21 protein-coding genes and 1 riboswitch are annotated in these 23,163 nt (G+C 30.0%); of the genes, 11 read left to right on the top strand and 10 right to left on the bottom strand.

Annotated elements, in window-relative coordinates; genetic code table 11:
• Positions 1-121 precede the first annotated feature (121 nt).
• Positions 122-808 (bottom strand): DUF6252 family protein, encoded by a 687-nt coding sequence (locus SY27_RS12975; protein ID WP_045970941.1) that lies wholly within the window; start codon positions 806-808, stop codon positions 122-124.
• Positions 809-979: 171 nt separating this feature from the next.
• On the opposite strand from SY27_RS12975, the gene SY27_RS12970 reads away from it, so the two are divergent.
• From SY27_RS12970 to SY27_RS12960, 3 genes are read left to right on the top strand one after another with little or no spacing between them, the layout of a single operon-like run.
• Positions 980-1,510 (top strand): 30S ribosomal protein S16, encoded by a 531-nt coding sequence (locus SY27_RS12970; RefSeq protein ID WP_045970939.1) that lies wholly within the window; start codon positions 980-982, stop codon positions 1,508-1,510.
• Between the two features lie 22 nt (positions 1,511-1,532).
• Complete coding sequence (gene rimM, locus SY27_RS12965) at positions 1,533-2,060, top strand: ribosome maturation factor RimM (RefSeq protein WP_045970937.1); 528 nt, start codon at positions 1,533-1,535, stop codon at positions 2,058-2,060.
• 33 nt (positions 2,061-2,093) lie between these two features.
• Complete coding sequence (locus SY27_RS12960) at positions 2,094-2,807, top strand: tRNA1(Val) (adenine(37)-N6)-methyltransferase (RefSeq protein ID WP_235270975.1); 714 nt, start codon at positions 2,094-2,096, stop codon at positions 2,805-2,807.
• A gap of 5 nt (positions 2,808-2,812) precedes the next feature.
• On the opposite strand, the gene dgt is transcribed toward SY27_RS12960, so the two are convergent.
• Positions 2,813-4,153, bottom strand: a complete 1,341-nt coding sequence (gene dgt / locus SY27_RS12955; protein ID WP_045971169.1) for a dGTP triphosphohydrolase — start codon at positions 4,151-4,153, stop codon at positions 2,813-2,815.
• A 197-nt stretch (positions 4,154-4,350) separates the two neighbouring features.
• Positions 4,351-4,543, top strand: a riboswitch (cobalamin riboswitch).
• Positions 4,544-4,726: 183 nt separating this feature from the next.
• Between dgt and metE the strand changes: the two genes are divergently transcribed.
• Positions 4,727-7,051 carry a 5-methyltetrahydropteroyltriglutamate--homocysteine S-methyltransferase gene (gene metE / locus SY27_RS12950; RefSeq protein WP_045970935.1) on the top strand — a complete coding sequence of 775 codons (2,325 nt, stop codon included), beginning with the start codon at positions 4,727-4,729 and terminating at the stop codon, positions 7,049-7,051.
• A gap of 77 nt (positions 7,052-7,128) precedes the next feature.
• Here the strand turns inward: metE and SY27_RS12945 are convergent, their stop codons facing one another.
• The 4 genes from SY27_RS12945 to SY27_RS12930 all read right to left on the bottom strand — a co-directional run bounded on the left by SY27_RS12945 (position 7,129) and on the right by SY27_RS12930 (position 11,887).
• Positions 7,129-7,353, bottom strand: coding sequence for a hypothetical protein (locus SY27_RS12945; RefSeq protein ID WP_045970932.1), 225 nt, complete (start codon positions 7,351-7,353; stop codon positions 7,129-7,131).
• A 117-nt stretch (positions 7,354-7,470) separates the two neighbouring features.
• The gene (locus SY27_RS12940) at positions 7,471-9,858 is read right to left on the bottom strand and encodes a ribonucleoside-diphosphate reductase subunit alpha (RefSeq protein WP_045970930.1); all 2,388 of its coding nucleotides are present in this window, start codon (positions 9,856-9,858) and stop codon (positions 7,471-7,473) included.
• Between the two features lie 217 nt (positions 9,859-10,075).
• Positions 10,076-11,053, bottom strand: coding sequence for a ribonucleotide-diphosphate reductase subunit beta (locus SY27_RS12935; protein ID WP_045970927.1), 978 nt, complete (start codon positions 11,051-11,053; stop codon positions 10,076-10,078).
• Positions 11,054-11,320: 267 nt separating this feature from the next.
• The gene (locus SY27_RS12930; RefSeq protein ID WP_045970925.1) at positions 11,321-11,887 is read right to left on the bottom strand and encodes a DUF3109 family protein; all 567 of its coding nucleotides are present in this window, start codon (positions 11,885-11,887) and stop codon (positions 11,321-11,323) included.
• A gap of 135 nt (positions 11,888-12,022) precedes the next feature.
• On the opposite strand from SY27_RS12930, the gene SY27_RS12925 reads away from it, so the two are divergent.
• The 3 genes from SY27_RS12925 to SY27_RS12915 are packed head-to-tail and all read left to right on the top strand — an operon-like array spanning position 12,023 to position 13,453.
• Positions 12,023-12,598, top strand: a complete 576-nt coding sequence (locus SY27_RS12925) for a MarC family protein (RefSeq protein WP_045970923.1) — start codon at positions 12,023-12,025, stop codon at positions 12,596-12,598.
• A 17-nt stretch (positions 12,599-12,615) separates the two neighbouring features.
• Positions 12,616-12,816: a hypothetical protein gene (locus tag SY27_RS12920; RefSeq protein ID WP_045970921.1), complete on the top strand. Its 201-nt coding sequence runs from the start codon at positions 12,616-12,618 to the stop codon at positions 12,814-12,816.
• Between the two features lie 28 nt (positions 12,817-12,844).
• Positions 12,845-13,453 carry an FAD-dependent oxidoreductase gene (locus SY27_RS12915; protein ID WP_045970919.1) on the top strand — a complete coding sequence of 203 codons (609 nt, stop codon included), beginning with the start codon at positions 12,845-12,847 and terminating at the stop codon, positions 13,451-13,453.
• A gap of 1 nt (position 13,454) precedes the next feature.
• Here the strand turns inward: SY27_RS12915 and SY27_RS12910 are convergent, their stop codons facing one another.
• The 3 genes from SY27_RS12910 to SY27_RS12900 are packed head-to-tail and all read right to left on the bottom strand — an operon-like array spanning position 13,455 to position 16,062.
• The gene (locus SY27_RS12910) at positions 13,455-15,035 is read right to left on the bottom strand and encodes a S41 family peptidase (protein ID WP_045970916.1); all 1,581 of its coding nucleotides are present in this window, start codon (positions 15,033-15,035) and stop codon (positions 13,455-13,457) included.
• Positions 15,036-15,044: 9 nt separating this feature from the next.
• The gene (locus SY27_RS12905) at positions 15,045-15,470 is read right to left on the bottom strand and encodes a dCMP deaminase family protein (protein WP_045970914.1); all 426 of its coding nucleotides are present in this window, start codon (positions 15,468-15,470) and stop codon (positions 15,045-15,047) included.
• Position 15,471: 1 nt separating this feature from the next.
• Positions 15,472-16,062 (bottom strand): HupE/UreJ family protein, encoded by a 591-nt coding sequence (locus tag SY27_RS12900; protein ID WP_045971167.1) that lies wholly within the window; start codon positions 16,060-16,062, stop codon positions 15,472-15,474.
• A 177-nt stretch (positions 16,063-16,239) separates the two neighbouring features.
• Here SY27_RS12900 and SY27_RS12895 point away from each other — a divergent pair, with 177 nt between their 5' ends.
• Positions 16,240-16,671, top strand: a complete 432-nt coding sequence (locus SY27_RS12895; RefSeq protein ID WP_045970913.1) for a TerB family tellurite resistance protein — start codon at positions 16,240-16,242, stop codon at positions 16,669-16,671.
• Positions 16,672-16,707: 36 nt separating this feature from the next.
• On the opposite strand, the gene fbp is transcribed toward SY27_RS12895, so the two are convergent.
• Positions 16,708-17,712: a class 1 fructose-bisphosphatase gene (gene fbp, locus SY27_RS12890; protein WP_045970911.1), complete on the bottom strand. Its 1,005-nt coding sequence runs from the start codon at positions 17,710-17,712 to the stop codon at positions 16,708-16,710.
• 124 nt (positions 17,713-17,836) lie between these two features.
• On the opposite strand from fbp, the gene SY27_RS12885 reads away from it, so the two are divergent.
• The 3 genes from SY27_RS12885 to SY27_RS12875 all read left to right on the top strand — a co-directional run bounded on the left by SY27_RS12885 (position 17,837) and on the right by SY27_RS12875 (position 23,150).
• Positions 17,837-18,304: a GNAT family N-acetyltransferase gene (locus tag SY27_RS12885; RefSeq protein ID WP_045970909.1), complete on the top strand. Its 468-nt coding sequence runs from the start codon at positions 17,837-17,839 to the stop codon at positions 18,302-18,304.
• 32 nt (positions 18,305-18,336) lie between these two features.
• The gene (locus tag SY27_RS12880) at positions 18,337-19,590 is read left to right on the top strand and encodes an aspartate kinase (protein WP_045970908.1); all 1,254 of its coding nucleotides are present in this window, start codon (positions 18,337-18,339) and stop codon (positions 19,588-19,590) included.
• Positions 19,591-19,751: 161 nt separating this feature from the next.
• Entirely contained in the window at positions 19,752-23,150 is a 3,399-nt protein-coding gene (locus tag SY27_RS12875; protein ID WP_045970906.1) for a hypothetical protein, read from the top strand.
• The last annotated feature ends 13 nt before the right edge of the window (positions 23,151-23,163 follow it).

Raw genomic sequence — 23,163 nt, 5'->3', positions numbered from 1 at the left:
TAATTAGGTAAAAAACAAAGATACGGTTTAAAAGAAATTGACACAATTTTAGTTGTTAACAAGAACTAAAAAAACCATCTGAATCCAGATGGTTTTTAAACTAAACATTTTATATATTTTATTAATTCAAAGGAATTTTAAAGAAAACTCCTTGAGAAAAAGTAACTACATCCCCATCACTATTTACTGCATTCAACTTAAACTTTCCTGTAAAAGTTCCATTTTCAACTTTCTCAATTACAACTTCACCATTACTTTGTTGCACATTTAAAACTCTAAAAGTAGCATTGTTATTACCTCCTTGAACAGTAACAAGATCTCCAGATCTATAATCTGCTCCTCTTGCCTTTATTGAATCACTTGAAATAGACCCATTTGAATTCACTTTGATTTTAAAAACTAACCCAACTCCTGTTCCTCCTGTAGTTTGAGCAGAGTCATCCAACACATAACCTGTTCCAGAATTCATTTTTTTAGTACTAAATACAGGTCCGGAAACCACACTTGTTTCATATTCTTCAACATTATTTGCTGTTCCTATTGAATAACTTGCTGAATTAGCCGAATTAGTTGTACCTAAAATATACGTCCCAATTCCTGTTGAGCTTGTTTTTAAGATTAATTCTTCAGCTCCTCTATACGCTTTAATTATCAATCCACCATTACCATCCATCGAAACACTAGTTTCTCTAGCTTTCCAGTGTGTATCATTTAATTTTGCTTGAAAAGCTGGAGTGTTATCTTGTGTTTCATTAACACATGAGGTTAATAAAACAACACTCATTAAAATTGTTACTATTTTCTTCATTTTATATCTAATTTTTAAGCAGTAAGAGACAAAAATAATTTTTTTAATTTAAACTACACCTAAAAAACAAAAAAATATTTCCAATTAAGATAGAACATTGTAAAACAAAGTTTTGTATATTTGCGCCCTTAAATAACTGAGGTCGGGAACCTCTAAATTAATCAAAAGATTATGCCTGTAAAAATTAGATTACAAAGACATGGTAAAAAAGGAAAACCTTTTTACTGGATTGTAGCGGCTGATGCTCGCTCAAAAAGAGATGGTAAATTCCTAGATAAAATAGGAACTTATAATCCAAACACTAACCCAGCTACTATCGATTTAAATTTAGATAGCGCTGTTCAATGGTTACACAACGGTGCTCAGCCAACTGACACTGCAAGAGCTATTTTATCTTATAAAGGTGCTTTACTAAAACACCACCTAGATGGAGGAGTTCGTAAAGGTGCTTTAACTCAAGAACAAGCTGATGCTAAATTAGCAACTTGGTTAGATGAAAAAGCAGGAAAAGTTGATGCTAAAAAAGATGGTTTAAGCAAAGCGCAAGCTGACGCTAAAGCTAAAGCTTTAAAAGCTGAAACAGAAGCAAACGAAAAACGTATTGCTGCTCAAGCTGAAGCATTAAAAGCTGAAGAAGTAGCTGAGGCTACAACTGAAGAAGCTCCGGCTGTTGAAGAAAACAATGAAGAAACTGAAGCTTAATTTTTAATATTAGATCGTAATCATGCATAAAAAAGATTGTTTCTATTTAGGCAAAATTGCGAGAAAATTTAGCTTTAAAGGTGAAGTCTTACTCTATTTAGACACAGATGAGCCTGAATTGTATCAAAATTTGGAATCAGTTTTTGTTGAATTAAACAAAACACTGGTTCCTTTTTTTATTGAAAAACGATCACTTCACAAAGATAAATTTTTACGCGTTAGATTTGAAGATGTAAAAAATGAAGCTGATGCTGACGCAATTATGAATTGCGAAGTTTATCTTCCTCTTTCTATGTTACCAAAACTAGAAGGCAATAAATTTTATTATCATGAAATCATTGATTTTGATGTAGAAGATGTTCGTCTTGGAAACATTGGAAAAATGAAAGGAGTAAATGACAGCAATGCCCAACCTCTTTTTGAAATTACTAAAGGAGAAATTGACATTTTAGTTCCAATGATTGATGCTTTTATTGTCAAAATTGACAGAGCTAATAAAAAGGTTATCTTAAACACACCTGAAGGACTAGTAGACCTTTATTTAGGCTAAAAACACAATTCCAAACTATTATTATATCTATAAATGAGCACTACTTTTAATTTTAAACAATTTAAAATAGAGCAAGATCGTTGTGCTATGAAAATAGGAACTGATGCTGTTTTATTAGGTGCCTGGACACCTATAATAAATAATCCATATAACATTTTAGATATTGGCACAGGTACTGGAATTTTATCTTTAATGCTTGCTCAAAGGAGCAATGCAGAACAAATTGACGCCCTTGAAATTGACGAAAATGCTTATGAGCAAGCTACTGACAATTTTGAAGAATCACTTTGGAACGATCGTTTATTTTGTTTTCATGCTGGATTAGATGAATTCATGGATGAACCAGAAGACGAGTATGATTTAATTATTTCAAATCCCCCTTTTTATTCGGAAGATTATAAAACCGAAAATGCACAAAGAGATTTAGCTCGTTTTGAAGAGGCAATGCCTTTTGAAGATTTAGTAGAAGCTGCCGATTTATTACTTTCAGAAAACGGAATATTTTCTGTTATTATTCCTTTTAAAGAAGAAGCTCGTTTTTTAGCTTTGGCAAACGACTTTGAATTATACCCTTTAAAAATCACTCATGTTAAGGGAACACCAGCAACTGAAATCAAAAGAAGTTTAATAGCGTTTACTCGTATTAAACAAACTACTTTAGTAGACGAACTTGTTATTGAAACAGCGCGCCATCAATATACCTCTGAATATATAGAATTAACTAAAGATTTTTATTTAAAATTCTAGATAATTTAATTTCTATTTCCTTCAATAATATTATACATTTCTAAAGCCTTTCCATCGGTTAAAAGAGACACGAAATGACAAATATGCAACAATTGATCGTACACTTTTTCTTTTTGATGTAAAAATCGTTCTGGCAATAATTTTAGAATAATAGTATCATAATTTGAAGCTTTTCCTCCAATTTTATTATGATATGCTGTACAAAATTTATCCAATAACGTATTGATAATTTTATATCCTACTACTTCTTTCTGAACTACTTCTCTACATTGATACACATTTTTGACACTAATTTGAATAATATCATTCATTTGAGCTATATATTGACTTTTATCCATCAAAGAATAAGGAAATTCCCCTTTTAGAATAGCTTCTTCATTTTCCATAAAAACTTTTACAGCATCACTGATTAAACTACCAATTGCCAGAGCCCTTAAATAACTGATACGGTCTTCTTTAGTCGTTAATTGGTTGTATTTTTTAGTATCAATTCCATTTTTAACCAATTTTATTAGGTATTCCAATGCAAATTCTTCCTGAATGAGTCCAAGATTAATTCCATCTTCAAAATCGATGATAGTGTAGCAAATATCATCCGCTGCTTCAACCAAATACGCTAAGGGATGACGTTCAAAACCGATATCATTTCCTGTTTTATTTGAGATCATACCTAGTTCTTTTGCTACATCACTAAAAGAAGCTTTGTCTTGTTGGAAAAAACCATATTTTTTATCACAAATTCTAAAAGTTGGTTTTTTGGGTAAACTTTCTTTTGGATATTTCATAAAAGCCCCCAAAGTAGCATACGAAATACGCAAAGAACCTTCAATACCTTCTCTAGAAGTGGCCAAAACCGAAAAACCATTGGCATTTCCTTCAAAATCTATTAAATCTTGCCATTCTTTGTCGGTTAACTTGTCTTTGTATTGCAATCCATTTCCAGTTTTAAAATATTCACCAATAGCTTTTTCTCCAGAATGTCCAAAAGGAGGATTTCCAATATCGTGAGCCAAAGCAGCAGCAGCTACAATGGCTCCAAAATCGTTCATATGATAACCCGATTCTTTTAAATAAGGATGTTTTTCTATGACTTGTTTTCCAACTAAACGTCCAATCGAACGTCCTACTACAGAAACTTCCAAACTATGTGTCAAACGATTGTGCACAAAATCAGTTTTTGAAAGCGGAATTACCTGTGTTTTATCTTGCAAACTTCTAAAAGCAGATGAAAAAATAATTCTATCATAGTCTACCTCAAATCCTAAACGCGTATCATCTTGTTCCTTTCTCAGTCTTTTATTTGTATCTCCTTGACGTTTTAAAGATAATAACTGCTCCCAGTTCATTTTTTTTATCATACTCTTATAAAAGTTTAACCTTAATATTTCAGTTTCAAAGATACTGAAATAGATATATTTTTAAAGCAGCTTTAATAGTGTTATTATTTGTAAATGTTATAGAAGTAACAAATTCGCAAAAACAAAAACATTTTTCTAATTAATTTTATAATACTTTTGTGCAGAATTTAAGTTCTTAATTTATTTCTTCATCAACCGATAGAGGTTTTACTTAACTGTAGATTAATAGGGAATCGTGTGTAAATCACGAACTGTCGCGCAACTGTAAGTAACACAAAAAGTTTTTATCTGAAATAAGATCCACTGTTTGCTTTGCAAATGGGAAGGACGGTAAAAATGTTACAAGTCAGGAGACCTGCCTTTATTGAATTGACAATGCTTTCGCGATTTGAAGCAATAGTCTGGATTGATACATTCTCACACGACAATATAATTATATTCTATTTTGTTGTGCGTTTACCTATACATGTATTTATTCTATCTATTTCCTTTATTTCAAAAAACATTTGAAATGCATCAAGAGCTTTTTTAACTGATTTATTCATTTTAAAAGCAAAAAAAATGCTAACAAACAATCTAGGTTACCCGCGAATTGGTAACAACAGAGAATTAAAAAAAGCCTGTGAAAATTATTGGTCAGGAAAAATCACATCTGATGCACTAATAGCTGTTGGAAAAAGTCTCCGTAAACAAAATTGGCTATTACAATCAGAAGCTGGAATAGATCTTATTCCTTCTAATGATTTTTCATTTTACGACCAAGTTCTTGATTTATCACTTACACTTGGAGTTATTCCGGCTCATTACTCAGAATTTGAACAAAGAAACACCGAGTTAGACTTGTATTTTGCTATGGCAAGAGGTGCACAAAAAGACGATCAAGATGTTAAAGCGATGGAAATGACAAAATGGTTTGACACAAATTACCATTACATTGTTCCTGAATTCACAAAAGATCAAGAATTTAAGTTATACTCTGAAAAAATAATAAGTGAATTTATCGAAGCTAAAGAATTAGGAATTACAACCAAACCTGTTCTTATTGGTCCCGTTTCTTATTTACTTCTTGGAAAGGAAAAAGAAAAAGGATTCCACAGAATTGATCTCCTAGATAAATTACTTCCTGTTTATTTTGAAATTTTAAAAAAACTTGAAGATGAAAATGTAGAGTGGATACAATTTGATGAACCTTTTCTAGCGTTAAATTTAACGAATATTGAAAGAGCCGCTTTAATTCATACTTACAAAGAAATAAACAATCGCTTTCCAAATATAAAAATCATCCTAGCTAATTATTTTGATTGTTTTGGAGACAACTTAGAGACAGCTCTTTCTCTTCCTGTACACACTCTTCATTTAGACTTGGTTCGCTGTCCATTACAATTAGATGATATTTTAAAGTCTACTTTTATTTCTAGTAACACCTTCCTTTCATTAGGCGTTGTTGATGGACGAAATATTTGGAAAAACGATTTCCAAAAGACATTATCTCTTATTAAAAAAGCATCCAATTTATTAGGCAAAGAAAGATTACTAATTGCCCCTTCTTGTTCCTTAATACATTGTCCTTGTGACTTAGATCTTGAAACAAATGAAACCTCTTTAACACCAGAAATCAAACAATGGCTTGCTTTTGCAAAGCAAAAAATAAATGAAGTTGTTTTACTCAAAAAATTTGCATCTGGCGAATTAGAAACAACAAACAACACTCATTATAATGAGAACAATAAAGCTAATCAAAATCGTAAAACAGCCACAATTATACACAATGAAACTGTTAAAAACAGAGTAGGAAAGATTAACGAAAAAGACTCTCAAAGAGAAAACCCTTTCTCAATAAGAAGACAAAAACAAATAGAAGTATTAAATCTACCTTTGTTTCCGACTACTACGATAGGCTCATTTCCACAGACCACAGAAGTTCGTAGTTGGAGAGCAAAATTTAAAAAAGGAGAAATAACCGCTCAAGAATATGATAATTTAATTAAAATAGAAACAGAAGAAACTATTCGCTTCCAAGAAGAGTCTGGAATTGACGTTTTAGTTCATGGTGAATTTGAGCGTAATGACATGGTGGAATATTTTGGAGAACAACTAGATGGTTTTACTTTCACTAAAAATGGCTGGGTTCAAAGCTACGGAAGCAGATGCGTAAAGCCTCCTGTTATTTATGGTGATGTTTCTCGTCCGAATCCAATGACTGTTAAATGGGCTGAATTTGCTCAATCACTAACTCCTAAATGGGTCAAAGGAATGTTAACTGGTCCTGTGACTATTTTACAATGGTCATTTGTTCGTAATGACCAACCTAGATCAACAACATGTACTCAAATAGCTCTTGCTATCCGTGACGAAGTAGTAGATTTAGAAAAAGCAGGTATTAAAATAATTCAAATTGACGAACCTGCTATAAGAGAAGGACTACCATTACGAAAAGAAGATTGGGCAACTTATTTAGATTGGGCAATTAAAGCTTTTAGGATTTCAGCAAGTGGTATTAAAGATGACACACAAATTCATACACACATGTGTTATAGTGAGTTTAATGATATTATTCAAAATATTGCAGATATGGATGCTGATGTAATTACCATAGAATGTTCTCGTTCACAAATGGAATTATTAGATGCTTTCGCTAATTTTAAATACCCCAATGAAATAGGCCCAGGAGTATATGATATTCATTCTCCTCGTGTTCCGTCTAGTAAAGAAATGTCCCATTTATTAGAAAAAGCAGCAACAGTTATTCCTGCTGATCAATTATGGGTAAATCCAGATTGCGGTTTAAAAACACGTCATTGGGATGAAACTAAAAAAGCTTTAATTGAGATGGTTGCAGCTGCTAAAGAGATGCGATTATTGATAAAAAAAGAAGTTCTTTCTTAATAACTATGAACAACACAGCCAAACAAGTTAATTTATGTTTGGCTGTGTTTTTATTTCTAATAATATTCAATTCCAAATTAAGGTTTATCATTTGCCAAAAAGAAATCTTTTGATTTTTTTGGATATTGAGCATAGTTGATATCACTAGGATTTTCTATTATTGATTTGATATTTATTTCATCTCCTATTTTAAATTTTGCAATTGTGTATTTATAGTCTAACAAATATTCTCCACAAAAGAAATTTCCTTTTTCATCTTGTTCAATAATCCCTGTATACACTCCTTTACTTTCTTTAGACATGGCGTTTTATTTTTTGACAAAGGTACGAATTGTAATGCAACTTTTATTATAAAAGAAAACAGCCATGTGTTGATGGCTGTTTTCTTTACTCTATTATCTTTATTCTTAACTCTATAATTAAGAACCACACATTTCACAATCATCTGGTTCAGCATTCTTAGAACGTTCTAACATTGCTTTAAACTCATCTGTTGACATTTCAGATTTTACTTCAACTGGAACTTGTTCTGGTTTTTTGTCATTATTTAAAGTAAACTTAATTGCATCTACCGCAGATTTTGTTCTTAAATAATACATTCCTGTTTTTAAACCACTCTTCCATGCATAAAAATGCATTGACGTTAATTTTGCCATTGTTGCTCCTTCCATAAATAAATTTAAAGATTGAGATTGATCTATAAAATATCCTCTTTGACGAGACATATCTATAATATCTTTCATACTCAATTCCCAAACTGTCTTATATAAATCTTTAATATCTTGTGGAATAACATCTATATTTTGAATTGATCCATTATTACGCATGATTTCTTGTTTTAAATTATCATTCCATAATCCTAAACTAACTAAATCATGTAATAAATGTTTATTTACAACTATAAACTCTCCTGATAACACTCTTCGCGTGTATATATTTGATGTATATGGCTCAAATGCCTCGTTATTTCCTAATATTTGCGATGTAGATGCAGTTGGCATTGGTGCTAATAATAACGAATTACGAACTCCTTTTTCCATTACTTCTTTTCGTAAAGAAGCCCAATCCCATCTTCCTGATAAATCTTCGTCTTTTAAACCCCACATATTGTACTGAAACTCTCCTTTTGAAATTGGAGATCCTTCAAAAGTAGAATACGGTCCTTCTTCTATAGCTAGTTCCATTGAAGCTGTAACCGCAGCAAAATAAATTGTTTCGAAGATTTCTTGATTTAATTTTTTTGCTTCATCACTTGTAAATGGCATTCTCAATAAGATAAAAGCATCTGCTAAACCTTGAACTCCTAAACCAACTGGTCTGTGACGTAAATTTGAATTTTCAGCTTCTTTTACAGGATAATAATTTCTATCAATTACTTTATTTAAGTTACGCGTAATTCTTTTCGTTACATCAAATAAAAATTGATGGTTAAATTCCCCATTCTCAATAAACATTGGTAATGAAATAGAAGCTAAATTACATACTGCTATTTCATCTTCAGAAGTATATTCTAAGATTTCAGTACATAAATTTGACGAACGAATAGTTCCTAAATTTTTTTGATTTGATTTTCTATTTGCTGCATCTTTATACAGCATATAAGGTGTTCCTGTTTCAATTTGCGATTCTAATATTTTTTCCCAAAGCTCACGTGCTTTTATTGTCTTTCTTCCTTTTCCCGCCTTTTCATAATTCGTATACATTGTTTCAAACTCTTCACCATACACATCATACAAACCTGGGCATTCATTTGGACACATTAACGTCCACGTTGCGTCTTCTTCAACGCGCTTCATAAACAAATCACACATCCACATTGCAAAAAACAAATCTCTTGCACGCATTTCTTCTTTACCATGATTTTTCTTCAAATCTAAGAAATCAAAAATATCAGCATGCCATGGTTCTATGTAAATAGCGAAACTCCCTTTCCTTTTTCCTCCTCCTTGATCTACATAACGTGCTGTATCATTAAACACTCTCAACATAGGTACAATTCCATTTGAAGTACCATTTGTTCCACGAATATAAGAACCTGTTGCTCTTACATTGTGAATAGACAAACCTATTCCTCCGGCAGATTGTGATATTTTAGCCGTTTGTTTTAACGTATCATAAATTCCATCAATACTATCATCTTGCATAGTTAGCAAGAAGCATGATGACATTTGTGGTTTTGGCGTTCCTGCATTAAACAATGTAGGCGTTGCATGTGTGAAAAATTTCTTCGACATTAATTCGTACGTTTCAATTGCCGAATCAATATCATTTAAATGTATTCCAACAGAAACACGCATTAACATGTGCTGTGGTCTTTCTGCTATTTTACCATTTATTTTTAATAAATAAGAGCGTTCTAACGTTTTAAATCCAAAATAATCATAATTAAAATCGCGATTATAAATAATGGTTGAATCTAATTTTTCAGCATTCTCCATGATTACATTATACACTTCATCAGAAAGCAATGGTGCTTCTTGACCTGTTCTTGGATTCACATAATGATACATCTCTGTCATTGTTTCAGAGAAAGATTTTGTTGTATTTTTATGTAAATTTGAAACTGCAATACGAGCTGCTAATTGTGCATAATCTGGATGTGCAATTGTCATTGAAGCGGCTGTTTCTGCTGCTAAATTATCTAATTCAGAAGTTGTAACACCATCATATAATCCTTCAATTACACGCATAGCAACTTTTACAGGATCTACTAGTTCATTTAGCTCATAGCATAAAAATCTTATTCTATCAGTAATTTTATCAAACATTACTGGCTCTCTTCTACCGTCTCTTTTTACTACATTCATTTTACAGCTTTTATATATGGTTAATTGCCAAAACTATATTTATTTTCCAGTTTTGATGGAAATAGAATTTCATCATTAAAAAATATATTATACTATATATTAACAATGATAAACTCACCTTCATTAGAAAAAAGGTTTTTCTAAAAGATATGTTTCTAGATATTCTAAATTATTGTTTCGTAAATAAACAATAAGAAATTAATAAATTAAATTGATTTTAAAAATCTGCGTCAAAACTAATTTTTCCAGATTCCGTATCATTATTCATTACTCCCGCTTTTTGATATTCGGCTACTCTTTTTTCAAAGAAATTAGTTTTTCCTTGAAGTGATATCATATCCATAAAATCAAATGGATTTGAAGAATTATATACTCTTTCACAACCTAACTCAACTAGTAATCTATCAGTAACAAATTCTAAATATTGAGTCATTAAATTTGCATTCATTCCAATTAAGCTAACTGGCAATGATTCTGTAACAAATTCCCTTTCGATATTTAATGCATCCACAATAATATCTTTAATTCTAGTTTTAGGGACTTTATTTATTAAATGATGATTATGTAAATGCACGGCAAAATCACAATGCACACCTTCATCACGAGAAATTAATTCATTTGAAAATGTTAATCCAGGCATTAACCCTCTTTTTTTCAACCAAAAAATAGAACAAAATGCTCCAGAAAAGAAAATCCCTTCTACGGCAGCAAATGCAATTAATCTTTCAGCAAAAGAATCTGACTCAATCCATTTTAAAGCCCATTCTGCTTTTTTCTTAATTGCAGGAAACACATCTATTGCATGAAACAATTTATCTTTTTCTACTTCATCTTTAACATAAGTATCAATTAATAATGAATACGTTTCACTATGAATGTTCTCCATCATAATTTGAAAGCCATAGAAAAATTTTGCTTCCGCATATTGCACCTCATTAACAAAATTTTCTGCTAAATTTTCATTAACAATTCCATCAGAAGCTGCAAAAAAAGCTAGAATGTGTTTAATGAAATACTTTTCATCATCATTTAATTTAGTATTCCAGTCTGTGATATCTTGATGTAAATCAATTTCTTCAGCAGTCCAAAAACTAGCCTCCATTTTCTTATACCATTCCCAAATATCATGGTGTTTTATTGGAAAAATAACAAAACGGTCTTTGTTTTCTTGTAAAATTGGTTCGACTACCGACATAGTTGTTTGATTTAAACGGATTTAATTTTTAGATTTATTACTTTAACTTGGGACTACAAAGTTTGCAATTTGTAATGGAAAATAAAAGTCAAACTTATTCACAATTAGAGTAAGTTTTTAACAACGAGTAAAATTTTTCTTACTCAAAAATAATTTCATAATTAATTGAAAATCAATTTATTATATTTTTAAAAAATCATTAACAAATAGACGTTAACAGCAGTAAACACATTTGCTAAGAGGTTTTTTTTACAAAAAAAACAAGCCTTATTTTTTCAAATCTAAAGCCACTTTTTCTAATTCGTCATACCATTGTTGCCCAAATTTTCTCACTAAAGCTTCTTTAACAAATTTATATATTGGAACTTCTAATTCCTTACCTAAAGAACATGCATCTGAACAAATGTGCCATTTATGATAATTTACGGCTGCAAAGTCTGAATATTCCTTTACACGAATAGGATATAAATGACAAGAAACTGGTTTTTTCCAGTCTATCAACCCTTGATTATATGCTTGTTCAATTCCACAAAGAGCTGTTTTCCCATCAAAAATAACATAAGCACAATCTTTACCTTCGATCAAAGTTGTTTCAAACTCCCCATCTTCAGTAGTTATAAATGTACCTTGTGCTTCAATGGCTTCAATTCCTTCTGGGCGTAAAAAAGGCTTTACCTTTGGATAAATTTCTTTTAATATCTCTGTTTCACTTTTATCTAATGGAGCACCTGCATCTCCATCAATACAACAAGCTCCTTTACAAGCAGAAAGGTTGCATACAAATTCTTTTTCTAAGATTTCTTCCGAAACAATTGTTTTATTAAGCTGAAACATAATAATATTATTAAAGTTGCAAAGGTACACTTTTGAATTTAGATTTTATATTGAAACAAGAATAATACCATTATTGGAAATATCCATATATTTTTCTCATACATATTCTCTATCTTTGCAAAAACTAAGAGAAACATGACCTTTGACTGGAAAGAAATTTTTACTATAAGCATGATTTTATTTGCCGTAATTGACATAATAGGAAGCATTCCAATTATAGTTGACTTACGAAGTAAAGTTGGACATATTCAATCTGAAAAAGCTACAATAGTTGCTGCAATTATAATGATTGCTTTTCTTTTTGTAGGTGAAGAAATTTTAAAACTAATTGGAATTGACGCAAATTCTTTTGCTGTTGCAGGAGCTTTTGTTTTATTCTTTTTAGCATTAGAAATGATTTTAGGAATACGATTATATAAAGAAGATAATCCTACAACCGCCTCAATAGTACCGATTGCTTTTCCTTTAATTGCTGGAGCAGGAACAATGACTACTATATTGTCGCTAAGAGCAGAATATGAAAAGATAAACATTATTATTGCAATTATTATAAATGTAATTGTTGTGTATTGTGTTTTAAAATTATCTGGCAAAATTGAAAAGTCGTTAGGTCAAAATGGATTAGGCATTATTCGAAAGATTTTTGGTGTAATCTTATTAGCTATTGCGGTTAAATTATTTGCTGCGAATGTAAAAGGGTTATTTACTTAACAATAAATTTATTAAACATGAAAATATTCAGCATCATCGTAATTGTTTTAGCAGTAATACTTATTGCTTTCAATCTTACAAAAGTTAATTTTAATAGCCCATTTGAAGGAAATAGTTCTGTAGCGTTAATTGGAATTGTATCTGGTTTCTGTGCTATTATTTTAATGTTAATCTATTTAATTTCTAAAAAGATAGAAAACAAAACAAAAAATCATTAAATCTTTTTTTTCTTAAAAATCACATTTCATGTATGACGTTTTAATAATTGGTGGTGGTGTTTCTGGCGTTTCCTGCGCTTTACTTTTAGGTTCTGCTTCCAATAAACCTTTTGCTTCTGATAAAAAAATAGGAGTAATTGCTCATCAAAAAACTTCCTCATTACAAAATGCGGTTTTTAATAATGTTTATGGAATTCCTGTTGGAAAACTAGGTTCTGAATTATTAACAGAAAGTTTAGATCACCTAACAACAGTTTACCCACATGTTGAACAAATTTTAAATGAGAAAGTCTTTAAAATTTCAGGTGAAGCTGGAAATTTCCAAATAACAACTAACTCAAAAACTTATAATTCAAAAATTATTGTTATTGGAATTGGCTCAGGAAGCCCTTTCATAATTGAAGGACTAGAAAAATATGTCATTTCGCATAAAAAAGCAGCTCCAGAAAAAAATAGAATTCAACTAAAGAATGATGATCATTTCGTAACAGAAGGGATTTACGTTTGTGGTACTTTAGCTGGACAAAGAAGTCAGTTAGCTATTGCTTCTGGAAGTGGTGCAAGTGTAGCTGGTGACATTTTAACTTTATGGAATAATGGAAATCACGCACAGGTTCATGATGCATTAGGAAAATAGTTTATTCTATTTTTTCAGATTCTATTTCCAAAACTTTTTTAATCATAGCATCTTCAGAAAGAATAATTTCATAATAACTATTTTCATCAAAAACTTGCCTTACAAATTCTGCATATAGGTATTTTAAAATTTTCTCTTTTTGGCTATAATTAATTAGTATTCCACTATCAGAAACATATTTTTTAAACGCATTTAAATATTTATCTGTATCCGTTACTTCTTTTTGGAGTTCTTCTTTAGTCAGAGAATTAAAGAATTTTCTATCCCTGTCTAATTGCTCAAAAACAAAATAACTAACAATTCCTGATCTCATTATCATGAATGTTGCTTCTTCTCCATGTTTTGCCTGAAAGGGTACAAAAATATCTGGTGTTATTCCGCCACCACCATAAACAATTCTTCCTTTTTTAGTTTTAAATTTTAAACTATCTGCTACTTTAATACTATCTGCTTCATAAAGTTCTCCACTTTGAAAACGTTTTTCAAATTCATTAAAATAGCCTTCTGCTTTGTCATCGTATGGTTTTTGAATAGAACGTCCTGAAGGAGTGTAATAACGAGCAACTGTTAAACGCACAGCAGAACCATCTCCAAGAGGCATTTCTCTCTGAACTAATCCTTTTCCAAAAGATCTACGTCCCACAACAATTCCTCTATCATTATCTTGAATTGCTCCAGCTAAAATTTCACTTGCTGAAGCACTATTTTCATTAATTAAAACAAACACTTCTCCTTTTTCAAAGTCTCCTTTTTCAGTAGCAAATGTTTTATCTTCTCTTCCTTTTTTGTTTATTGTTTTAACAACTAATTCTTTATCTTTTAACAATTCATCCGCTATTTGAACAGCTACTTCAAGATATCCTCCTCCATTATCTCTTACATCAATAATTATTTTCTTAATTCCTTGCTTTTTAAGAGCCATTAATCCTTCATGAAACTCATCATAAGTTGTTTCTGCAAATCTGTTGATTTTAATATAACCAACATCACCAGAAACCTTTAAAGCGACGTCTACACTTTTTATCGGAATAACATCTCTTTTTACTTTAATTTTTAATTTTTGATTTGTTTCTTTTCTATAAAGTGTAATTACAACTGTAGAACCTCTCTCTCCTTTTAATCTAGAAAACAAACTGTCATTTTGAAGTTTTTTATTAAATAACTGATGATTATCTGCAAATAACAATCTATCTCCTGCTTTTATTCCTGCTTTTTCAGAAGGTCCATTCTTTATGGTTTTTATGATAGCAACGGTGTCTTTGTACATATAGAAATTGACTCCAATTCCTACAAAATCGCCTTTCATGCTTTCTGTTACTGCTTGTAGCTCATTTCTACTTATATAAACAGAATGCGGATCTAAATTTTCAAGAATACCGTTTACTGTTAAATCGACTATTGAGTCTGTATTAATCTCGTCTACATACTCTCTCTCAATAAAATCGATTAATTTATTAAGTTTATTTCTTTTAGAACTTTTACTTAAAAAATTATTCTGATTAGATGAGTTTAATTTACTTCCCAATAACAATCCTATCGCAACAGCCATTGCAATAATAATAGGGAAATATATTTTACTCATTTTTTTCACTTAACTAAGGTCTTCTAATAATTCTACTTCAACACCTGCTTTTTTTAAAAAATCCACACCCGAAGTGTCTTTATATTCTTCATGATACACTACTCTTTTTATTCCTGATTGATGTATTAATTTACTACAATCTTTACACGGAGAGAGTGTTATATATAATGTTGCATTTTCACATGATTGTGTTGACCGAGCCACTTTTAGTATTGCATTCGCTTCTGCATGAAGCACATACCATTTTGTAGTTCCGCTTTCATCTTCACAACAATTTTCAAATCCTGTTGGAGTACCATTATATCCGTCAGAAATAATCATCCTATCTTTTACAATAATTGCGCCAACTTGTTTTCTTTTACAATATGATAGTTGTCCCCATTCTTTTGCTATTCGCAAATAGGCTTTATCATATTTGTTTTTTTTTTGTTTCATATTAACTCCAAATTTCACTTTCTATTATCATTGGTAAAACTACTCCAATTATAAAAGCAGACATTACTAATGCCCAATCTCTTTTAGAGAATCTAAAGAAAGTTTGCACAATATATGCCAATATTAACACTATAAAAACTACTATTATTTGAGCTGTTTCAATTCCTAAAGCAAATTCTAATAAAGGTAGTAATTTATCCGATGCTTTTCCTGGAAGGATAGTCTTAAAATAATTTGAAAAACCTAATCCATGTATAATTCCGAAGAATAATGTAATTATTGCTACAAAAGATATACTTTCACTTTTAGAAGATTTACCAGCAGTAAATAGATGAAATAATGCTGTAACCAATATTGTTATTGGAATTAAAAACTCGACTAATGTCGGTTTAATATACACTACTCCATATACTGACAAAAGCAAAGACAATGTATGCCCGACTGTAAATAAGGTAACTAATAAAAAAACACGTTTCCAATCTTTAAAAGCGTAGGGCACCATTAAAGCAATTAAAAACATAACATGGTCATAAGCATGAATATCTAAAACATGATTGAGACCTACTTTGAAATATAACCAAAATTGAGACATAACTATTATTTTTTTTGGGGAACCCAAACTTACAATTTATTTTATAAAAATAGAATTGCTTTACAAACAACTTACCATTTATTTTTAATGTTTTAATTGTTAAATCATAAAATTTAATTTTTTGGATATGCTAAAAATAAAATAATGTGTAATTTTGCACAACTTAAAACAAATATTATGTCATTTTCAGATTTATTTGATAACGAATTTAAAAATAGAAATAAAGGTCATTTTTCTGCAATTGTAAGAGTTGCGCTTTCAGACGGAGCTCTAACATCTGAAGAAAAAGAATTCTTAGACAAATTAGCTATTAGACTAGAGATTTCCAGAGCAGAATATGAAGAAATTTTAGAGAATCCTTCAAAATACCCAATCAATCCTCCTGTTCTTCATATACAAAGACTTGAGCGTTTATATGATTTAGCACGTATGGTTTATGCCGACCATGTTTTAGGACCAAAACAAAAACAAATTTTAACTCGTTTTGCATTAGCTTTAGGATTTACACCAAGCAATGTAAATTATATTGTTGACAAAGCACTATCATTGTTAGTATTAAACGTAGATTTAGATACTTTTATTTACGAAATGCAGCACATGAACAAATAAGAACAAAAAAGCTCCAAAATTTTGGAGCTTTTTTATTTATACATTTTTCATAAATTCTTCTGCTTTCGCAACCATATTTTTACTACCACAGAAAAAAGGAACTCTTTGGTGTAATTCTGTAGGCTTTATTTCCATTATTCTATTATATCCATCTGATGCTTTTCCTCCTGCTTGCTCCGCCAAAAATGCCATTGGATTACACTCATACAACAAACGCAATTTACCATTAGGTGCTTTTGAACTTGTAGGGTAGATATAAATCCCTCCTTTTATCATATTTCTATGAAAATCAGACACTAAACTTCCAATATATCTAGAAGTATAAGGTCTATCTCCTTCTTCCATCTGACAATATTTCAAATAATTTTTTACCCCTTGAGGGAAATGAATATAATTCCCTTCATTAATTGAATAAATTTTTCCATCTGGTGAAAATTGCATATTAGGATGTGACAAATAGAATGTTCCTATAGCAGGATTTAAAGTAAATCCATTAACACCATGTCCTGTAGTATAAACAATCATTGTAGAAGTTCCATAAATAACATATCCTGCTGCTACTTGATTAACACCTGGTTGTAGAAAATCTTCTAATTGCACAGGAGTTCCTACTGGAGTGATTCTTCTAAACACTGAAAAAATGGTTCCTACAGAAACATTAACATCAATATTAGACGAACCATCTAATGGATCCATTAAAACAACATATTTATTATTATGGCTTTTATCTCCTCCTGCTACTGTAATAAAATCGTCATTCTCTTCAGATGCAATTCCACAAACGATTTCTCTATTTATTAATGTTTGTATAAAAGTATCATTAGCAAAAACATCTAATTTTTGCTGATCTTCTCCTTGAATATTTTGTTCGCCCGCAGCTCCAACTATATCAACAAGACCAGCCTTGTTAACTTTATAGTTTACTACTTTAGCAGCTAAGCGAATTGAATTAATGATTCTTGATAATTCTCCTGTTGAATATTGAAAAGATTCTTGATTCTCAATAATAAATTCTCCAAGGGTTGTATTTCTTTCTTCCATTACGAATAAGATGTAGTTGTGTTTATCGCACAAATATCGGTTTTTTTGTGAAATGAATAAATAATTTCTCATTATGTTTTTCTTAATCTTATTTTTGCACTGTTTTCATTCTAAATTAAGACTCATGATTATAAGACAAGGAAAAAAGGAAGATATGGCTAGCGTACTAGAACTCATTCAAGAATTAGCCGATTTTGAAAAAGAACCCGATGCTGTAGTTATTTCTGTCAAAGATTTAGAAAGAGATGGCTTTTCAGAAAATCCTTTATTCAAAACTTTTGTTGCAGAAGTAGATAATGAAATTATTGGGATTGCATTATATTATTATAGATACTCTACTTGGAAAGGAAAAACAATACATTTAGAAGATTTAGTAGTAAAAGCGAACAAAAGAGGCACTGGAGCAGGATTTGCTTTATATTCAGAAATTATAAAACAAGGAAAAAAAGACAATGTTAGACGAATAGAATGGAATGTTTTAGACTGGAACACTAATGCAATTGATTTCTATAAAAAAAGTGGAGCAAAAGTTTTAGATGACTGGAAAGTAGTGCAAATGGACGAAAAAGGAATAACTGATTTTTTAAAATAAAGTATAATACTAAAATCTTAATACTCTTAAGAATGAAAATTTTTAAATTTGGTGGTGCATCGGTAAAAGATGCAAATGGCGTAAAAAATGTAACTTCAGTTCTAGAACAAGTAGGTTATGAAAACACATTAGTTATTGTCTCTGCTATGGGAAAAACAACTAATGCTCTTGAGGTTGTAATTAAAAATTATATTGAAAAGTCAAATGAATTAAATGCATCTGTTCAAGAAGTAAGGAAATACCACAATCAAATTTTATTAGATTTATTCGAAGACGAAGATCATGAAGTATTTTTCGCCGTGAATGCCCATTTTGATGATTTAGAATATTTTTTAAGAAGCAATAAATCTCCAAATTATAATTTCGTATACGATCAAGTTGTAAGTTATGGTGAAATCATATCTACCACAATTGTAAGCTATTATTTTAACTATAAAGGATTAAGCAATACTTGGCTTGATGTTCGTAATTTTATTAAAACAGACACTAATTACAGAGACGCTAATGTTAATTGGGAACAAACTCAAGTATTAATTACAAAAAAAATAGAAAAAGGAACATTATATATTACGCAAGGTTTTCTAGGATCCGATCCAAATAATTTCACTACTACATTAGGCCGTGAAGGTTCTGATTATACTGCCGCTATTTTTGCTTACTGTCTAGGCGCAGATAGTGTAACGATTTGGAAAGATGTTCCTGGTGTATTAAATGCTGATCCACGCTATTTTGAAAATGCTGTATTATTAAACCAAATATCATATAGAGAAGCAATAGAATTAGCTTTTTATGGTGCTAGTGTAATTCACCCTAAAACATTACAACCATTACAACAAAAAGAAATTCCTTTATTTGTAAAATCATTTATAAATCCGCTTTTACCAGGAACAAGTGTTTCAAAAGGTTCCGATTTAGAACCACATTTACCTTGTTATATTATCAAGAAAAACCAACTTTTACTTTCGCTTTCATCTTTAGATTTCTCATTTATAATGGAAGAACATATTAGTGAGATTTTTGCGCTTTTCCATCAACATAAATTGAAGGTAAACCTAATTCAGAACTCTGCTATTAGTTTTTCTGTTTGTATAGAAGATAAATTCAATAATTTTAATGATGTAAAAAGTATATTAGCTAAAAAGTTCAAAATCACTTTCAACGAAAATGTATCACTTTATACCATCAGACATTTTAATGAAGATGCAGCTCAAATAGTTGAAACAAACAAAACTGTTTTATTAAAACAAATTTCAAGAGAAACATTACAAATAGTAACTAAAGAATAATATTTTATTTTTTTAAATACTCTTAAAAACACAGTCTCTTATTTTAAATATTTAAAATAAGAGACTGTGTTTTTTCAATATAACATTAACAGAAATTAAATATAGAATCAAAACTTTCCAACAATAAGTACTACTTTTGAAAAATATGAGTTATAGTATTTATGATACGGAAATGGATTTTATGGTTTTTTCTATTTATATTTTCAAGCACTTTTGCTCAGGAAATACAAACACCATATAAATCTAAAAAAATTATTGCATCAAGGGATACTATTTCAATTGAGAAAGTCAGTATTAATAAATCCTTTTTTAAGATTTTAGACAAAAAAGGAATAGCTATAGATTCTACTTTTTATAAAGTAAATTTTCAAAAAGCAACACTTGTATTTAATGAAAATTTTACTTCTACCGACACTTTAGAAATAAAATATTTAAAATTTCCAGAGTTCATTACAAAAGAATATTCTATCTATGATGATTCAAAAATAGTTCCAAATGAAGCAGGACAACTATACACCATAAAAGAAATTGACAGACAACCTTTTAAACCATTTGATGGATTAAATACGTCTGGAAGCATTTCTCGCGGAATAACTATTGGAAACAATCAGAATACAGTTGTTAATTCTAATTTAGATTTACAAATAACTGGGAAAATTTCTGATAAAGTCAGTTTACGCGCTTCCATTCAAGATAGCAACATTCCACTTCAAGAAGGTGGTTACTCTCAAAAACTGGATGAATTTGATCAAATCTTCATTGAATTATTCTCTGACAATTGGAACATTAGAGCTGGTGATTTATTCTTAGAAAACAGAACTTCTCAATTTCTCAATTTTAATAAAAAAGTACAAGGTCTTTCCGCTCAATTTACACTTGGTACACCTGAAAAAAAGACATCTATTTTTGGTTCCGCAGCTTTAGTTCGTGGACAATACGCACGAAGCACTTTTACAGGACAAGAAGGAAATCAAGGTCCTTATAAATTAAAAGGAAATAATGGAGAACTCTTTGTTTTAGTCATTTCAGGATCTGAAAGTGTTTATGTAAATGGTATTCTTTTAGAACGCGGAGAAAACAAAGATTACGTTATTGATTACAATGCAGGAGAAATTATTTTTACATCCCTTTTCCCTATTACTTCAGAAATGAGAATAAACATAGAATATCAATTTACAGATAGAAATTTTACTCGTTTTTTAGCTTATTCGGGTGTAATGCACGAACAAGAAAAATTTAAAATAGGCGGTTATATTTATTCTGAAAATGATGTAAAAAACCAACCTTTACAACAAAATTTATCCGAAGACCAAATTGCTATTTTAAAAGAAGCAGGTGATAATCAAAATTTAATGACAGCTCCTTCAGCTTATGCAGATTCTTTCTCCGAAAATAAAATTTTATATAAAAAAATCCTTTTTGGAACAACCGAAATTTTTGAGTATTCCAATAATCCAGAAGATGAATTATACAATGTTCGCTTTTCATTTGTAGGTCAAAATTCAGGAAATTACATTTTGATTAACAATAACGCTATTGGAAAAATATACGAATATGTTGCTCCAATATCTGGAATTCCACAAGGAAGTTTTGAACCCATAATTACTTTAGTTGCTCCAACAAAAATTCAGATTGCAACTGTTTTAGGAGCATATAATCCTTCTGAAAAAACAAATATAGACTTTGAAATAGCAGTAAGTAATAATGATAAAAATCTTTATTCTTCAATTGACGACAATAACAATCAAGGTGTTGCAGGAAAAATAAATGCAGCACAAAGAATATTCACAGGAAAATATAATCTTAATGCTTTTGCTAATTTTCAATTAGTCAACAAAGATTTTAAAACAATAGAACGTCTATATAATATTGAATTTAACAGAGATTGGAATTTAACTACTCCATTAGGAAATCAAACCTTATTAATTAGCGGGTTAAACCTAGATTTAAAGAAAAATGGATCTGCTAAATATCAACTTGAAAAATTAGATTTTTCGGATAATTTTTCAGGCACAAGACACATTATTCAATCAAACTTAAAATTTAACAAAACAAGAGTAAATACCGATTTTAGCACTTTAAATAGTTCAAGTAAACTTTCCAACTCTAATTTTATCCGAAATCAATCTCTTATTAAGCATCATTTCCATAAAAACTGGATTGGTGGTTCATTTAGATATGAAAGCAATAAAGAGAAAACAATCTTAACAAATGAATTAAGTAATTTAAGTCAACAATTTACAGAATATGGAACTTTTATTGGCAGAGGAGACTCTACAAGAGTTTATATAGAATTGGGTTATCTAAACAGAACTAACGATAGCATTCAAAATGGAATATTAAAAAGAGTGAATCAATCTGACTCTTACTATTTAAAGTCGCAATTAATTAAAACCGATAAAAGCAATTTAAGTCTTTTTCTAAATTATAGAAACTTAAAATATGATGATCAATCTAGAAAAAACGAGCCTTCATTAAATTCTAGAATTCTATACAACGATTCTTTCTTTAACAATTTACTACAAAGCTCATCTAGTTACGAAACGACTTCTGGAACAATTGCCCAACAAGAATTTACCTATTTAGAAGTAGAACCTGGGCAAGGTGTTTATACTTGGAATGACTACAACAACAATAATATTCAAGAATTACAAGAATTTGAAATTGCACCCTTTCCTGACCAAGCAAAATATGTAAGAGTGTTTTTACCTAATCAAATTTTCGTAAGAACACATCAAAACAAATTTTCGCAATCATTAAATTTTAATGGTTCCGTTTGGCAGAATGAATCTGGTTATAAAAAAATGCTTTCTCATTTCTATAATCAAACTTCTTTTTTAGTAGAAAGAAAAATTACTCGAAACGAAAGTAGTTTTAATCTAAATCCTTTTTCTAAAAACGAAAATATTGTTGGGTTAAATAATAATTTCAGAAATAGCTTATTTTACAATAGAGGTAAACAAAAACATTCTATTACTTATACTTATTTAAACAATCAAATTAAAACATTATTAAATATTGGTTCACAAGAAAATAAAATTTATTCACACCAAATTCAATATGCTCACTTAGTAAATAAAAGTTGGTTAATTCAATGTAATTCAAACACAGGTAATTCAAAAAGTAAATCTGAAAATTATAACAGTAGAAATTTCAACATCAACAGCCTCAGTCTTAATCCAAAGTTATCTTATCTATTTTCAAAAAACGCAAGTTTAGATCTCTTTTTTGAATATAAAAATCAAGAAAACACTATAAATGCATTAGAAATATTAAACCAAAAGCAAATGGGAACATCTTTTTCTTTCAATAGCGAAAAAGGATTTACTATGACAGGAGAATTCTCTCTTTATAACAACAATTTTTCTGGAAATCCATTATCTCCAGTTGCTTTTCAAATGCTACAAGGATTACAAGCTGGAAAAAATAGTGTTTGGCGATTATTTCTTCAAAAAAACATTACACAATATTTAGACATTAATATTAACTATCAAGGAAGAAAATCTGAAAAAAGCAACACAATACACAATGGAAACATTCAATTAAGAGCTTACTTTTAACATTTTTACTAAA

Source organism: Flavobacterium sp. 316 (genome assembly GCF_000967805.1).
GTDB classification, from domain to species: domain Bacteria; phylum Bacteroidota; class Bacteroidia; order Flavobacteriales; family Flavobacteriaceae; genus Flavobacterium; species Flavobacterium sediminilitoris.
This window is presented reverse-complemented; position numbering and strand designations above follow the sequence as displayed.

Excerpts from the sequence above, each read along its gene's own strand:
- SY27_RS12910 (WP_045970916.1), bottom strand. The coding sequence starts at position 15,035 with ATGAGTAAAATATATTTCCCTATTATTATTGCAATGGCTGTTGCGATA.
- rimM (WP_045970937.1), top strand. The coding sequence starts at position 1,533 with ATGCATAAAAAAGATTGTTTCTATTTAGGCAAAATTGCGAGAAAATTT.
- fbp (WP_045970911.1), bottom strand. The coding sequence starts at position 17,712 with ATGGAAGAAAGAAATACAACCCTTGGAGAATTTATTATTGAGAATCAA.
- SY27_RS12945 (WP_045970932.1), bottom strand. The coding sequence starts at position 7,353 with ATGTCTAAAGAAAGTAAAGGAGTGTATACAGGGATTATTGAACAAGAT.
- SY27_RS12975 (WP_045970941.1), bottom strand. The coding sequence starts at position 808 with ATGAAGAAAATAGTAACAATTTTAATGAGTGTTGTTTTATTAACCTCA.
- SY27_RS12940 (WP_045970930.1), bottom strand. The coding sequence starts at position 9,858 with ATGAATGTAGTAAAAAGAGACGGTAGAAGAGAGCCAGTAATGTTTGAT.
- SY27_RS12970 (WP_045970939.1), top strand. The coding sequence starts at position 980 with ATGCCTGTAAAAATTAGATTACAAAGACATGGTAAAAAAGGAAAACCT.
- SY27_RS12885 (WP_045970909.1), top strand. The coding sequence starts at position 17,837 with ATGATTATAAGACAAGGAAAAAAGGAAGATATGGCTAGCGTACTAGAA.
- SY27_RS12900 (WP_045971167.1), bottom strand. The coding sequence starts at position 16,062 with ATGTCTCAATTTTGGTTATATTTCAAAGTAGGTCTCAATCATGTTTTA.
- SY27_RS12915 (WP_045970919.1), top strand. The coding sequence starts at position 12,845 with ATGTATGACGTTTTAATAATTGGTGGTGGTGTTTCTGGCGTTTCCTGC.
- SY27_RS12925 (WP_045970923.1), top strand. The coding sequence starts at position 12,023 with ATGACCTTTGACTGGAAAGAAATTTTTACTATAAGCATGATTTTATTT.
- SY27_RS12935 (WP_045970927.1), bottom strand. The coding sequence starts at position 11,053 with ATGTCGGTAGTCGAACCAATTTTACAAGAAAACAAAGACCGTTTTGTT.
- SY27_RS12920 (WP_045970921.1), top strand. The coding sequence starts at position 12,616 with ATGAAAATATTCAGCATCATCGTAATTGTTTTAGCAGTAATACTTATT.
- SY27_RS12895 (WP_045970913.1), top strand. The coding sequence starts at position 16,240 with ATGTCATTTTCAGATTTATTTGATAACGAATTTAAAAATAGAAATAAA.
- SY27_RS12875 (WP_045970906.1), top strand. The coding sequence starts at position 19,752 with ATGATACGGAAATGGATTTTATGGTTTTTTCTATTTATATTTTCAAGC.
- SY27_RS12960 (WP_235270975.1), top strand. The coding sequence starts at position 2,094 with ATGAGCACTACTTTTAATTTTAAACAATTTAAAATAGAGCAAGATCGT.
- metE (WP_045970935.1), top strand. The coding sequence starts at position 4,727 with ATGCTAACAAACAATCTAGGTTACCCGCGAATTGGTAACAACAGAGAA.
- SY27_RS12880 (WP_045970908.1), top strand. The coding sequence starts at position 18,337 with ATGAAAATTTTTAAATTTGGTGGTGCATCGGTAAAAGATGCAAATGGC.
- SY27_RS12930 (WP_045970925.1), bottom strand. The coding sequence starts at position 11,887 with ATGTTTCAGCTTAATAAAACAATTGTTTCGGAAGAAATCTTAGAAAAA.
- dgt (WP_045971169.1), bottom strand. The coding sequence starts at position 4,153 with ATGAACTGGGAGCAGTTATTATCTTTAAAACGTCAAGGAGATACAAAT.
- SY27_RS12905 (WP_045970914.1), bottom strand. The coding sequence starts at position 15,470 with ATGAAACAAAAAAAAAACAAATATGATAAAGCCTATTTGCGAATAGCA.